Origin of the sequence: Variovorax sp. CCNWLW186, from assembly GCF_037203865.1 — a bacterium.
Classification (GTDB): Bacteria; Pseudomonadota; Gammaproteobacteria; order Burkholderiales; family Burkholderiaceae_C; genus Variovorax.
Genome location: NZ_JBBCBO010000011.1, coordinates 65332 through 78242 on the forward strand (window position 1 = coordinate 65332; position 12911 = coordinate 78242).

Genomic DNA, 12911 nt, shown 5'->3' on the forward strand with positions numbered 1-12911 from the left:
CTCTGCAAAAAGAAAAACCCATGTTCATCGTGCTCCTCAAGTTCTCAAGCAACAAGGCGAATGCAGCCCAGTGGATGGAAGGCCACAAGGCATGGCTGCAGCGCGGTTTCGACGACGGCGTGTTCATGCTCGCCGGCAGCCTCAAGCCCAACCTGGGGGGTGCCGTGCTCGCGCACCGCACGACCATGGACGAGTTGCAGGCGCGGGTCGATGCCGATCCGTTCGTTGCCGAGAAGGTCGTGAGCGCCGAGATCATGGAAATTGCGCCGGCCCGCGCCGACGAGCGGCTCGGCTTTCTGCTGGGCTGATATCCCTACACACCTACAGCCACAGCCACCCGATGACTGCATTGATCAACGGCCCAGACGGCCAACCACGCTGCCGCTGGTGCGCAACCGCGCCCGAATTCCTTGCCTACCACGACACTGAATGGGGCTTTCCGGTAGCCGACGACCGCCGCTTGTTCGAGAAGCTCTGCCTGGAAGGTTTCCAGTCGGGCCTGAGTTGGCGCACCATCCTTGCCAAGCGGGAAAACTTCCGCGCGGCGTTCCACGGATTCGACTTCGACAAGGTGGCCCGCTTCACCGCGAAAGACGTCGAGCGCCTGCTGCAAGACGCGGGCATCGTCCGGCATCGGGGCAAGATCGAGGCGGTGATCCACAATGCCGCCCGTGCGCAAGAACTGGTCGCGAGCCACGGCTCGCTGGCGGCCTTCTTCTGGAGCCATGAGCCCGATGCCGACTCGCTTGCGGAACCGCAGAGCGCTTCGACCTCGGAGGCTTCCATCGCGCTTTCCAAAGCATTGAAGAAGCTCGGCTGGAAGTTCGTCGGGCCGACGACCGTGTACGCCTTCATGCAGGCCATGGGCCTCATCAACGACCATGCGCAAGGGTGTGTGGTCCGGGCAAAGGCGGCGCGTGGTCGCAGCGCGTTCCAAAAGCCGCGAGCACGCCCAATCGCCGATTGACAAAGGCGCGGAACTCGCGCGTGCGCCGCGGCTCTGACAAGCCATGCACGCCACGCCAGAACCAGGATCTGTCCGGGTCGAATCCGCACCGGATCGAGCACCGTCCGAACGGGCTGGCCGTGCGGCCGGCCTTCCACGGCGCACCGTTGCCGCGGCAATGGTCGTCTTTCCCGCGCTCTGGCTGGGTGCCCGTGCCCAGCCCGCAGCGGCCCGAATGGCCACGCCATCGCAAACCGAAGGGCCGTTCTATCCCGTCCGCCTGCCGAGCGATTCCGACAACGACCTGCTGCGCAACGGCACGCTGAACTACCGCGGTGGCCAGCCCGCGTGGGTCGACGGCTCGGTGACCGACCTGGACGGCAAGCCGCTGCGCGGCGCGCAGATCGAGATCTGGCAATGCGACGAAAACGGCCATTACCACCACCCCGGCGACGGTGATCGCGCCGATGCGGCCTTTCAAGGCTTTGGCCGCGTGGCAGTCGGCGAGGACGGCAGCTACCGCTTCCGCACCATCCGGCCCGTGCCCTACAGCGGCCGGACGCCGCACATTCACGTCAAGGTGAAGCTGGGCACGCGTGAACTGCTGACCACGCAGCTCTACGTGGCCGGCGACCCGGGCAACGCGCGCGACTTTCTCTGGCGCAACCTTCCCCAAGCTGCGAGGGACGCTATCACGGTGCCTTTCGAGCGCGGGGCGGACGGGCTGCGGGCACGTTTTCCGATCGTGGTCGCGGCTTGAGTGCGCCCGGGCTTGGCGACAGCGCCGCCTGAACGCGCTGTCGCAAAAAGGCGGGCGTTTGTATCTTTTCGTACAAGCGCGTACTCCATCCGCCTACAGCCGGCGATCGGCAAAAATAAACAATGCCGGCATGGTGGAACTGGACGACTCAGATCAGCATGCCCTGGCCGCGCAGGCGGCAGAGTGGCGCAGGCGCGCGCTTCGCGGAGACCGGCATGCACGCGGCATCGCCCATGCCCTTGAGGTGAAGGTACGAAAGCTTCGCGGCGATGTACCACCCATGAATTACGACCTGGACACCCGGCCACTCGCACCGTGGCAACCTTCCCGGCGCTGGTGGAACCCCTGGAAGCGCAACTAGGAACAAAAAAAAGCCGCTGGGAGCAGCGGCTTTTTTATGGAGAAGCGAGCCTCACTCCCACTCGATCGTTGCCGGCGGCTTGCTCGACACGTCGTACGTCACCCGGTTGATGCCGCGCACCTCATTGATGATGCGGCCCGACACCTTCTTGAGCAGCGCATAAGGCAGCTCGGCCCAGTCGGCGGTCATGAAGTCGCTGGTCTGCACGGCGCGCAGCGCGACCACGTAGTCGTAGGTGCGGCCGTCGCCCATCACGCCCACGCTCTTCACGGGCAGGAACACGGTGAATGCCTGGCTCGTGAGGTCGTACCAGGTCTTGCCGGTGGCGTCGTCCTTGAAGTTGCGCAGCTCCTCGATGAAGATTGCGTCGGCGCGGCGCAGCAGGTCCGCGTATTCCTTCTTCACTTCGCCGAGGATGCGAACGCCCAGGCCCGGGCCGGGGAACGGATGGCGGTACACCATCTCCGGCGGCAGGCCGAGTGCCACGCCCAGTTCGCGCACTTCGTCCTTGAAGAGGTCGCGCAGCGGCTCGAGCAGCTTGAGGCCGAGCTGCTCGGGCAGGCCGCCCACGTTATGGTGGCTCTTGATGGTGACGGCCTTCTTGCTCTTGGCACCGCCCGATTCGATGACGTCCGGGTAGATGGTGCCTTGCGCGAGGAAGGTGGCGCCTTTGTGGCCTCCATCGCCCGCCTTGAGCTTGGCGGCTTCCTGCTTGAACACGGTAACGAACTCGCCGCCGATGATCTTGCGCTTGGCTTCAGGGTCGCTCACGCCGGCAAGCTTGCCGAGGAACAGGTCGCTGGCGTCGACGCGAATCACCTTCGCGTGCAGCTTGCCTTCGAACATCTCCATGACCATGTCGCCTTCGTTCAGGCGCAAGAGGCCGTGGTCGACGAACACGCAGGTCAACTGGTCGCCAATGGCGCGGTGGATGAGCGCGGCAGCCACGCTCGAATCCACGCCGCCCGAGAGGCCGAGGATGACTTCTTCATCCCCCACCTGCTCGCGGATCTTCTGCACGGCTTCGGCGATGTGGTCGCGCATGACCCAGTCGGGCTTCGCCTCGCAGATGCCGAGCACGAAGCGATCGATGATCGCCTTGCCCTGTACGGTGTGCGTGACTTCGGGGTGGAACTGCAGCGCGTAGTAGCGGCGCGCCTCGTCGGCCATGCCGGCAATGGGGCAGCTCTCGGTGCTGGCCATGAGCTTGAAGCCGGGCGGCAGCTCGGTGACCTTGTCGCCGTGGCTCATCCACACGTTGAGCATGCCGAAGCCTTCGGGCGTGGTGAAGTCGGCAATGTCTTTCAAGAGCGCGGTGTGGCCATGGGCGCGCACGGACGCAAAGCCGAACTCGCGCTTGTGGCCGCCCTCGACCTTGCCGCCGAGCTGGTGCGCCATGGTCTGCATGCCGTAGCAGATGCCGAGCACCGGCACGCCCAGGTCGAACACGGCTTGCGGGGCCTTGTCGGTGGTTTCTTCGTACACGCTCGCGTGGCTGCCCGAAAGAATCACGCCCTTGAGGTGGCCGTCGGCTGCGTATTCGCGCACCCATTCGTCGGTCACGTCGCAAGGGTGCACTTCGCTGAGCACGTGTGCTTCGCGCACGCGGCGTGCGATGAGCTGCGTGACTTGCGAGCCGAAATCGAGAATGAGGATCTTGTCGTGTTGCATGGAGAAGACTCGGTCAGAGCGTTGAAATGTCGAACAGCCTGACGCCCGCCTTGGGCGCAGCCTGGATGAGTTGCTCGTCGAAGGTGGCGAGCGGGAGATTGAGTGATCGTGCGAGCCAGAGGTATCCCGCGTCGTAGAGCGAGACACCCACATCGATGGCCACGGCGAGCACGGCCTTGTGTTGCGCCGGCGCGAGTTCGTGCAGTTCGACGCGATGGCGGATGGCATCGAGCACGCTCCACAGCCCTTCGACGGCCGAAGGAGGAATGCGGCCGCTGCGAACGCCGTTGGCAAGGATGTTGGCGCACTCCCATTGCCAGGCGTTGGGCGCCTGCGGCTCCACCTCGTCGCGGCGAATGGCGGCGTAGAGCTTGCGGGTGTGTTCGCTGGCGTGGTCGGGCAGCAGCCAGGCGGCGGTGACGGAAGCGTCCATGACGAAGGCTGTCACGATTGGCGCCCTTCGTCGAGCAACGCGCGCACGGGCTGGCCGGGCTTGATGCTGGCGTGCAGCACGTCGATCTGGCCGAGTTCGCGTTCGATCTGCTCGTCGGTGATGACGGGCTTGCGCCGCACCGGCAGCATGCGCACCACCTCCTTGCCGTGGCGGGTGATGCGAACCTCCTCGCCCTTTTCGACCATGTCGATCAGGGCAGAGAAGTTGTTCTTGGCTTCGGCGATGCCGATGGATTGCATTTGGGCCAGAAAGTTTGAATCTGGCCCAAATTCTAATCCCAATCTGGCCTGACTTTCAAGATCTGGCCAGAATGAGCTTAGGCGGGCGCCGGGCCGCCCCAAGCCGGCCTGCGGCCCCCTCGGGGGGCAGCGACCCACACGCAGTGGGGGAGCGTGGGGGCCACAATCACTCGGCGCGGTAGTTCGGCGCTTCCTTGGTGATCTGCACGTCGTGCACGTGGCTCTCACGAATACCGGCGGTGGTGATCTCGACGAACTCGGCCTTGTTCTTCATCTCTTCGATGGTGGCGCAGCCGCAGTAGCCCATGCTGGCACGCAAGCCGCCCGACATCTGGTACACGATGGAAACCATCGAGCCCTTGTACGGCACACGGCCTTCGATGCCCTCAGGCACCAGCTTGTCGGCATTGGGATTGCCGGTGGTCGACTCCTGGAAGTAGCGGTCGGCACTGCCCTGCTGCATGGCGCCAATGGAGCCCATGCCGCGGTAGCTCTTGTAGCTGCGGCCCTGGAACAGAACGATCTCGCCGGGGGCTTCTTCGGTGCCCGCGAACATGCCACCCATCATCACGGTGCTTGCGCCCGCGGCAATGGCCTTGGCGATGTCGCCCGAATAGCGGATGCCGCCGTCGGCGATCAGCGGAATGCCGGTGCCCTGCAGCGCGGTGGCCACGTTGTCCACGGCCATGATCTGCGGCACGCCCACGCCGGCAACGATGCGCGTGGTGCAGATAGAACCCGGGCCGATGCCGACCTTGACGGCGTCCGCGCCGGCGTCAGCCAGCGCACGCGCTGCGTCGCCGGTGGCAATGTTGCCGCCGATCACGTCGACCTGCGGATAGTTCTTCTTGACCCAGCGCACGCGCTCGATCACGCCGGCGCTGTGGCCATGCGCGGTGTCGACCACGATGGCATCGACGCCGGCCTTGACCAGCGCCTCGACGCGTTCTTCGGTGCCCGCACCCACGCCGACTGCCGCGCCCACGCGCAGGCGGCCGCTCGGGTCGCGCGCCGCATTGGGAAAGCTGGTCTGCTTGGTGATGTCCTTGACGGTGATCAGGCCCTTGAGCTCCCACGCACTGTTGATGACCAGCAGGCGTTCAAGCTTGTGCTTGTTGAGCAGCGCCTTGGCTTCAGCAAGGGTGGTGCCGTCGGGCACCGTGATGAGCTTTTCGCGCGGCGTCATGATCTCGCTCACCGGCACGTCCAGGCGGCTCTCGAAGCGCAGGTCGCGCCCCGTGACGATGCCCACCACCTTGCCGCCGTCGAGCACCGGAAAGCCCGAGATGCCCAGCTCGTCGGACAGCTGCATGACCTGCAGCACCGTGTGCGTGGGTGTGATCACCACCGGGTCGCGCAGCACGCCGGATTCGTAGCGCTTCACCTTGGCAACCTGCGCAGCCTGCTCGGCCGCGGTGAAGTTCTTGTGCACGATGCCGATGCCGCCTTCTTGCGCAATGGCGATCGCGAGGCGAGCCTCGGTCACGGTGTCCATCGCGGCGGAAACCAGCGGCAGATTGAGCGCGATGTTGCGGGAGAAGCGGGTGGCGAGGGAGGTGTCCTTGGGCAGGACCTGGGAGAACGCTGGCACCAACAACACGTCGTCGAAGGTGAGCGCTTTGCCGAGAAGGCGCATGGGTGAAGCTCCAAAAGACGGATTGTAACGATGCCCGGTACTTACCCGCCCCCTGAGGGGGCTTCGACCGATATCGGCGCGGGTTGCGAGAGCGTCAAACGTCGCCAATTCCCAACTCGGCGGCGTGGAAAGCGTGGGCCTTTCGTGTTGCAAAACGTAAGGCCCAGCTAAACTCGCCGCATGAAATTCGCGCATTGGCTCGTACTGGGATGTGTTTGCCTGCTGCCGCTGTCGGCCAGCGCGCAATGGCAATGGATCGACAAGAGCGGCAAGAAGGTCTTCAGCGACCAGGCACCGCCGCCCGATATTCCCGAGAAGAACATCCTGCGCCGCGCAGGCTCGCCGCCCCCGGCCCGCACCGGTTTTGGCTCGGCTCCCGCCGAGGGTGCCGCCTCCGACGAGGCAGCCGCCCCCAAGGCCCGCGAAGCCGCCGCAGCGCCCAAGCCGCCGGCGGTCGACAAGGAGCTCGAGGAAAAGACCAAGAAGGCACAGGCTGAAGAAAAAGCCAAGCAGGCCGCCGAGGCTGAGAAAAACGCCAAGATCAAGGCCGAGAACTGCGAGCGCGCACGCCAGGGCAAGGCCACGTTCGATAGCGGCATCCGCGTGGCCAAGGTCAACGCCAAGGGCGAGCGCGAAATCATGGACGATGCCGCTCGCGCCGCCGAGCAGAAGCGCCTTCAGTCGATCATCCAGAGTGACTGCAAGTAGTCTCGAAGACTCAGTAGCCGGCCTTGCCGCCCTTGCGGCGGTTTGCAAAAAGGCCGGTACCCCGCGCGCCCTGCCGCTGAAAGCGCTCGCGGCGCGCCACCTTGGGGTCCACCGCCAAGGGCCGGCATAACTCGATGCGGTCGCCGTCCTTGAGCGGTTGGTTCCATTCGACTTCCCTGCCCCAGATTCCGGGCGTCATGGCCTGGCGCCAATCCATTTGCGGGAAGCGCTGCGCGAGGTCGCTGGCCTTCACGGCATCGTCCACCGTGGCCTCGGGCGGCAGCCGCAGCACTTGCTCGAACACCTCGCGCGGCGCGGGCGAGCAGCTCAGCGTGACTTCGATCATCCTTCCTTGCCGTAGACCTGCTCGGCGCGCTTCACGAAAGCCTCGACCAGGCTGGAGGCAACGGTGTCGAACACCGGCCCCACCAGCGCCTGCAGCGCAAAGTTGCTGAAGCCGTAGCTCATGTGCAGCTCGACCCGGCAGGCCCGGTCGCCGGGCTCGCCCACGGGCGCAAACTTCCAGATGCCGTCGAGGTTGGAAAACGGCCCGTCGACCAGCTTGAGGTGCACTTCGCGCCCCGGTACGTGGCTGTTGCGGGTGGTGAAGCTCTGGTGAAGGCCGGCAAAAGCCAGGCCGACTTCGGCGGTCATGCCGGCCTCGTCTTCCTCGATGACCCGGGCCTTGTCGCACCAGGGCAGGAACTGCGGATACTTCTCCACATCGGTGACGAGCGCGTACATCTCTTCGGCGCTGTACCAGATGAGGACGGACTTGTTGACGGTTTTCATAGAATCGGGACAGCGTGCGCGACGGATTGTATTGAAGCCATGCGTCCCCATCTTTCCGAGCCATGGCCACCAAGAAACAAGATACCTCCTCCCGCATTGCCGACAACAAGAAGGCCGCGTACAACTATTTCTTCGAAGAACGCTTCGAGGCCGGCATCGTCCTCGAGGGCTGGGAAGTCAAGTCCCTGCGCGAAGGCAAGGTGCAGCTGACCGACGGCTACGTGGTGATCCGCGACGGCGAGCTGTTCGTTGTCGGCCTGCAGATCAACCCGCTCAAGAGCGCGTCGACCCACGTCAATCCTGACTCCGTCCGCACCAAGAAGTTGCTGCTGCACAAGGAAGAAATCCGCCGGCTGGTCGGCAAGGTTGAACAAAAGGGCTACACGCTGGTGCCGCTCAACCTGCATTGGAAGGCGGGCAAGGTCAAATGCGAGATTGCGCTCGCCAAGGGCAAGGCCGAGCACGACAAGCGCGACACCATCAAGGACCGCGAAGGCAAGCGCGAGGTGGAGCGCGCCATGAAAAGCCGCAGCCGCTAGTTTCTTTTTTGCGCGGCATGGAATAAAACGCCACTGCGGGTGTTTATGCGGTGCCGCCGGATGGTCGGTGCACCGAACCAGGAGTCTTCCATGTCGCCTCTTCGCGTTTCTTCCGCCGGCCTTGCCGCGGCGCTGCTCGGCAGCGTGCTCGCACTTCCCGTTCTCGCCCAGCCCAAGCCCGCGGGCGGCGCGCTGGTCGGCCCGAACGGCATGACCCTCTACACCTTCGACAAGGACACGGCTGGCAGCGGCAAGTCGGCATGCAATGGGGGCTGCGCGGCCAACTGGCCACCCTTCATGGCCACGGACGCCGACAAGCCGGCCGGCGACTTCACCCTCGTCACGCGGGACGACGGCAAGAAGCAGTGGGCTGCCAAGGGCTGGCCGCTCTACTACTGGGCCAAGGACACCAAGCCGGGCGACAAGACCGGCGACGGCGTTGGCGGGGCCTGGAAAACCGCCAAGCCCTGAGTGCACGTGATGTTTTGCTGAACTCGCGACGCCCGCCTACCGCGATTTGCCTTGAGGCCGGCATAAACTGCCGGCTCGCGCATCCAACTGGCTTGTGTTCGCGATTTTTCAACTGAAGGAGAAACTGCATGAAATTGCTCAGCGCCTCGATCCTCGCGGCGGCATTGCTCGCCGGCTGCGGTGGCATGTCCAACAAGACCGCCAGCGCACCCGACACCCCCACTCGCACCGCCGACGGCGTGCTCGTCGGACCGAACGGCATGACGCTCTACACCTTCGCCCGCGATACGCCCGGCGCCGGCACCTCCGCCTGCAACGCCCAGTGCGCCGCCAACTGGCCGCCGCTCCCCGTGGCCGAAACCGCCAAGCCCATGGGCGGCTACACCATCATCGTGCGCGAAGACGGCAAGAGGCAGTGGGCCTACAAGGGTTCTCCGCTCTACTACTGGACGAAGGACAGCAAGCCGGGCGACAAGACCGGCGATGGCGTCCTGAACGGCGCCTGGAAGGTTGCCCGCCCCTGAGGCCAGCCATCCGCTGAATGCAAAAGGCCCCGGCGAAAGTCGGGGCCTTTTTCTTTTTAGGGTTCGCCTAGTGCGCGCTGGGCAGCACGCTGTCCGCCGCCGTGGTGCGCCGTCCGCGCAATGCGAGCAGCTCGTTGAACACCAGTGCGCCAATGACCAGCGCGCCACCGGTCAGCACACTGGGCGCGGGCGTTTCGCCGGCACCGAGCCACGCCAGCGCAATGCCGAAGATCACCTCGAGCAACGCGAGCAAGGCGACCTCAGGCGCCTTCAGCACCCGCGCGCAAAGCACCGAAAGCACGCACGGAATTGCCAACTGGAACACGCCCAGGAAGGCAAGCAGGCCGAGGTCGTGCGCGTTCGCCTGAAAAGGCAGCGCAAAGGGCAGTGTGAACAGCGCGCTGAGCGCCGCGCCGATGAGCACCGCGGGAACCAGGTCGATGTCTTGCCCCTTGGCATTCGCATGCTGAACCACCGTCCAGTTGGTGGCACCGGCCAGTGGCACGCAAAGCGCCACCAGGGTTCCAAGCAGCGATCCGCCCGCCGCCCCGCCCTGCACCAGCTGCGTGCCGTACATCCACGCAATGCCGAGCCCGGCCACCACGATGGCGAGCCAGGTTCGAACGGGCAGCCGGTGGCCGATGAAAATGCGCGCGGCCAACGCCGTGAACAACGGCCCGAGCGCCATGGTCACCAGCACGCTGGCAGTGGAAGCCAGCGTGAGCGCCACCATGAAGGCGGTGAACATCACCGTCCAGCAGACGCCCGAAATCCACAGCGCGCGGCCGCCGCGCCGTATCTGCGAAAACACCGCCCGGCCCCGCCAAAGCGGCAAGATCACCAGCAGCGCAAGCAGCGTGAAGAGGCTGCGCCAGAAGGTGATCTCGAAACTGTGCGCCTGCGCAAGGTGCCGCGTGACGACGCCCGCCGTGGCCCACATCAGGGTCACGGCGACCATCATCCACACGGCCCCTCCGTGCGTCAGGCGCAGCATCGGTGGTCGGTGTCGGTGCCGGCGATCAGCTCGCCGTTTCGCGGCTGGCGCGCTTGCGGTCGCTTTCCTTCAGGAAACGCTTGCGCAGGCGCACGCTCTTGGGCGTGATTTCGACCAGCTCGTCGTCCTCGATGAACTCGACGCCGTATTCCAGCGTGAGGTCGATCGGGGGCGTGATCTTGATCGCATCTTCCTTGCCGCTCACGCGGAAGTTGGTCAGCTGCTTCGTACGCGTGGCGTTCACCACGAGGTCGTTGTCGCGGCTGTGGATGCCGACGATCATGCCTTCGTACACCGGATCGTTGGCCTTCACGAACATGCGGCCGCGGTCGTCCAGCTTGCCCAGGGCGTAGGTGAAGATTTCACCGTCGTCCATCGAGATCAGCACGCCGTTCTTGCGGCTGCCGATGTCACCCTTGTGCGGTTCGTAGCTGTCGAAGATGTTGCTGATGAGGCCCGAGCCGCGCGTCAGGTTCAGGAACTCGTTCGTGAAGCCGATCAGGCCGCGCGCCGGAATGCGGTACTCGAGACGAACACGGCCGCGGCCGTCCGGTTCCATGTTGACCAGTTCGCCCTTGCGCTCGCCCAGTGCCTGCATCACGCCGCCCTGGTGCTGTTCTTCGATGTCGGCCGTGACCAGCTCGATGGGCTCGTGCTTCTCGCCGTTCACGGTGCGGAACACCACGCGCGGCTTCGACACGGCCATTTCGTAGCCTTCGCGGCGCATGTTTTCCAAGAGGATGGTCAGGTGCAGTTCACCGCGGCCCATCACTTCGAAAATACCTTCTTCGTCGGTTTCGTTCACGCGCAGCGCAACGTTGTGCTGCAGCTCCTTCTGCAGGCGGTCCCAGATCTGGCGGCTGGTGACGAACTTGCCTTCTCGTCCGGCCAGCGGGCTGGTGTTCACGCAGAAGTTCATGGTCAGGGTCGGCTCGTCGACCTTGAGCATGGGCAGCGGCGCGGGCTTGTCCTTGTCGGTCACGGTGACGCCGATGCCGATGTCGGCGATGCCGTTGATCAGCACGATTTCGCCGGGGCCGGCTTCAGTCGATTGCACGCGGTCCAGGCCTTGGAAAGTCAGCACCTGGTTGACGCGGCCCTTGACGGTCTTGCCGTCCGGACCTTCCATGACCAGCACGTCAGTCATGGGCCGGAGCGTGCCCTGGCTGATGCGGCCCACGCCGATGCGGCCGACGAAGGTCGAGAAGTCGAGGGCGGAAATCTGCAGCTGCAGCGGCGCGTCCGGGTCACCCTTTTGCGACGGAACGTGCTTCAGGATGGTGTTGAACAGGGCCGACATGTCGGGGCCCCACTGTTCACCAGGAGCGCCCTCTTCCAGCGACGACCAGCCGTTGATGCCCGAGGCGTAGACCACGGGGAAGTCGAGCTGTTCGTCGGTCGCGCCGAGCTTGTCGAACAGGTCGAAGGCGGCGTTGACCACCTTGTCGGGGTTGGCGCCCGGCTTGTCGACCTTGTTCACGACCAGGATCGGCTTGAGGCCGAGGGCCAGCGCCTTCTTGGTCACGAAGCGGGTCTGGGGCATCGGGCCTTCTTGTGCGTCGATCAGCAGCACCACGCCGTCGACCATGGACAGCGCGCGCTCCACTTCACCGCCGAAGTCCGCGTGGCCGGGGGTGTCGACGATGTTGATGTGCGTGCCTTCCCAGGTCACGGCGCAGTTCTTGGCCAGGATGGTGATGCCACGTTCTTTTTCGATGGCGTTGTTGTCCATCACCGTGTCGACCACTTTCTCGTGCTCGGCAAAGGTGCCCGACTGGCGCAGCAGCTGGTCGACCATCGTGGTCTTGCCATGGTCCACGTGGGCAATGATGGCGATATTGCGGATTTGCTTGGTACTCATGGTGTCGCTTCGGTCTGTTGTGCGTTCAAAAGAATTTGCTGGATTTCGATGGGGTTCAGCAAGCGCCCCGGAATCAATTCGTTGGCCGTGATGTGGGCCGTTCCCAGGAAGGCCGGCGGTTCGATGCCGAACACCGCCACCTCGTCGGCATCGGCCCAGCTGCCGCGGCGGCGCAGGCCCGAGAGAAAACGTGCCGCATCTTCGTTGCCGAGCATGACGCGGCTGTGGCCGTCCACCAGGGATTCGGCAGGCAGGAGTTGTGCCAGGCGCTCTTCCTCGCCCATGGCCTCGAGCGCCTCGAGCGTGACGCACTGCGCCTCGCCGAAGCCGCCGGTTGCCGTGCGGCGCAGCGAGGTCAGGTGCGCGCCGCAACCCAGGGCTTCGCCGATGTCTTCACCCAAGGTGCGAATGTAGGTGCCCTTGCTCACCGAGGCAACGATCCGCAGGGCGGTTTCGTCCGTTCGCGTGATGCTCAGCCGATGAATGACCACGTCGCGTGGCGCACGCTCTATTTCAATGCCTTCGCGCGCGTATTCGTACAGCGCCTTGCCGTCTTTCTTGAGCGCGCTGTGCATCGGCGGAACCTGGCGGATCGGGCCGGTGAACTGCGCCTCGACACGGGCCAGGTCTTCAGGCGTGACGTGCACCGGGCGCTCGGCGATGACCTCGCCCTCGGCGTCCGCGGTGGCGGTCTTCACGCCAAGGCGGGCTGTGGCCACGTAGGTCTTGTCTGCGTCGAGGTGCAACTGGCTGAACTTGGTGGCTGCGCCAAAGCACAGGGGCAGCACACCGGTCGCGAGTGGATCGAGCGTGCCGGTATGGCCCGCTTTTTCGGCGCGCAGCAACCACTTGGCCTTTTGCAGGGCCTGGTTGCTGGAAAGTCCCAGCGGCTTGTCGAGCAACAACACCCCATGCACAGGGCGCCGCTGCACCCTTGTGCGTGGCGCGTTCATGG

Annotated in this window: 16 protein-coding genes; 7 read left to right on the forward strand and 9 right to left on the reverse strand. The window is 65.0% G+C overall.

Going from position 1 to position 12911, the window contains the following annotated elements; genetic code table 11:
* Positions 1-20 precede the first annotated feature (20 nt).
* The 3 genes from V9K97_RS15205 to V9K97_RS15215 all read left to right on the forward strand — a co-directional run bounded on the left by V9K97_RS15205 (position 21) and on the right by V9K97_RS15215 (position 1706).
* Positions 21-308 (forward strand): YciI family protein, encoded by a 288-nt coding sequence (locus V9K97_RS15205; RefSeq protein WP_337319039.1) that lies wholly within the window; start codon positions 21-23, stop codon positions 306-308.
* A gap of 32 nt (positions 309-340) precedes the next feature.
* Entirely contained in the window at positions 341-967 is a 627-nt protein-coding gene (locus V9K97_RS15210) for a DNA-3-methyladenine glycosylase I (protein WP_337319041.1), read from the forward strand.
* Between the two features lie 157 nt (positions 968-1124).
* The gene (locus tag V9K97_RS15215) at positions 1125-1706 is read left to right on the forward strand and encodes a protocatechuate 3,4-dioxygenase (protein WP_337319043.1); all 582 of its coding nucleotides are present in this window, start codon (positions 1125-1127) and stop codon (positions 1704-1706) included.
* Between the two features lie 412 nt (positions 1707-2118).
* Here the strand turns inward: V9K97_RS15215 and guaA are convergent, their stop codons facing one another.
* The 4 genes from guaA to guaB form a co-directional block, all read right to left on the reverse strand.
* Positions 2119-3738: a glutamine-hydrolyzing GMP synthase gene (gene guaA / locus V9K97_RS15220; protein WP_258506458.1), complete on the reverse strand. Its 1620-nt coding sequence runs from the start codon at positions 3736-3738 to the stop codon at positions 2119-2121.
* A 13-nt stretch (positions 3739-3751) separates the two neighbouring features.
* A complete protein-coding gene (locus V9K97_RS15225) occupies positions 3752-4171 on the reverse strand; it encodes a type II toxin-antitoxin system VapC family toxin (protein WP_337319151.1) in 420 nt (139 codons plus the stop codon).
* Positions 4172-4182: 11 nt separating this feature from the next.
* Positions 4183-4431, reverse strand: a complete 249-nt coding sequence (locus V9K97_RS15230) for a type II toxin-antitoxin system Phd/YefM family antitoxin (protein ID WP_337319045.1) — start codon at positions 4429-4431, stop codon at positions 4183-4185.
* Between the two features lie 166 nt (positions 4432-4597).
* Positions 4598-6067, reverse strand: coding sequence for an IMP dehydrogenase (guaB, locus tag V9K97_RS15235; RefSeq protein WP_337297545.1), 1470 nt, complete (start codon positions 6065-6067; stop codon positions 4598-4600).
* Between the two features lie 180 nt (positions 6068-6247).
* Here guaB and V9K97_RS15240 point away from each other — a divergent pair, with 180 nt between their 5' ends.
* Positions 6248-6775 carry a DUF4124 domain-containing protein gene (locus tag V9K97_RS15240; protein WP_258508444.1) on the forward strand — a complete coding sequence of 176 codons (528 nt, stop codon included), beginning with the start codon at positions 6248-6250 and terminating at the stop codon, positions 6773-6775.
* A 10-nt stretch (positions 6776-6785) separates the two neighbouring features.
* On the opposite strand, the gene V9K97_RS15245 is transcribed toward V9K97_RS15240, so the two are convergent.
* A complete protein-coding gene (locus tag V9K97_RS15245; RefSeq protein ID WP_337319047.1) occupies positions 6786-7121 on the reverse strand; it encodes an RnfH family protein in 336 nt (111 codons plus the stop codon).
* Positions 7118-7567: a type II toxin-antitoxin system RatA family toxin gene (locus V9K97_RS15250; protein ID WP_126745891.1), complete on the reverse strand. Its 450-nt coding sequence runs from the start codon at positions 7565-7567 to the stop codon at positions 7118-7120. Before V9K97_RS15250 ends, V9K97_RS15245 begins: the two co-directional genes overlap by 4 nt.
* Positions 7568-7629: 62 nt before the next feature.
* Here V9K97_RS15250 and smpB point away from each other — a divergent pair, with 62 nt between their 5' ends.
* The 3 genes from smpB to V9K97_RS15265 all read left to right on the forward strand — a co-directional run bounded on the left by smpB (position 7630) and on the right by V9K97_RS15265 (position 9101).
* Positions 7630-8106 (forward strand): SsrA-binding protein SmpB, encoded by a 477-nt coding sequence (smpB, locus tag V9K97_RS15255; protein ID WP_157613979.1) that lies wholly within the window; start codon positions 7630-7632, stop codon positions 8104-8106.
* Positions 8107-8196: 90 nt separating this feature from the next.
* Positions 8197-8577 (forward strand): COG4315 family predicted lipoprotein, encoded by a 381-nt coding sequence (locus tag V9K97_RS15260; RefSeq protein ID WP_337319049.1) that lies wholly within the window; start codon positions 8197-8199, stop codon positions 8575-8577.
* A gap of 128 nt (positions 8578-8705) precedes the next feature.
* A complete protein-coding gene (locus tag V9K97_RS15265) occupies positions 8706-9101 on the forward strand; it encodes a COG4315 family predicted lipoprotein (protein WP_126745893.1) in 396 nt (131 codons plus the stop codon).
* A gap of 67 nt (positions 9102-9168) precedes the next feature.
* Here the strand turns inward: V9K97_RS15265 and V9K97_RS15270 are convergent, their stop codons facing one another.
* The 3 genes from V9K97_RS15270 to truB are packed head-to-tail and all read right to left on the reverse strand — an operon-like array spanning position 9169 to position 12909.
* Positions 9169-10095 carry a DMT family transporter gene (locus V9K97_RS15270; RefSeq protein ID WP_337297549.1) on the reverse strand — a complete coding sequence of 309 codons (927 nt, stop codon included), beginning with the start codon at positions 10093-10095 and terminating at the stop codon, positions 9169-9171.
* 25 nt (positions 10096-10120) lie between these two features.
* Complete coding sequence (typA, locus tag V9K97_RS15275) at positions 10121-11956, reverse strand: translational GTPase TypA (RefSeq protein ID WP_258506473.1); 1836 nt, start codon at positions 11954-11956, stop codon at positions 10121-10123.
* The gene (gene truB, locus V9K97_RS15280) at positions 11953-12909 is read right to left on the reverse strand and encodes a tRNA pseudouridine(55) synthase TruB (RefSeq protein WP_258506474.1); all 957 of its coding nucleotides are present in this window, start codon (positions 12907-12909) and stop codon (positions 11953-11955) included. Before truB ends, typA begins: the two co-directional genes overlap by 4 nt.
* Positions 12910-12911: the final 2 nt, after the last annotated feature.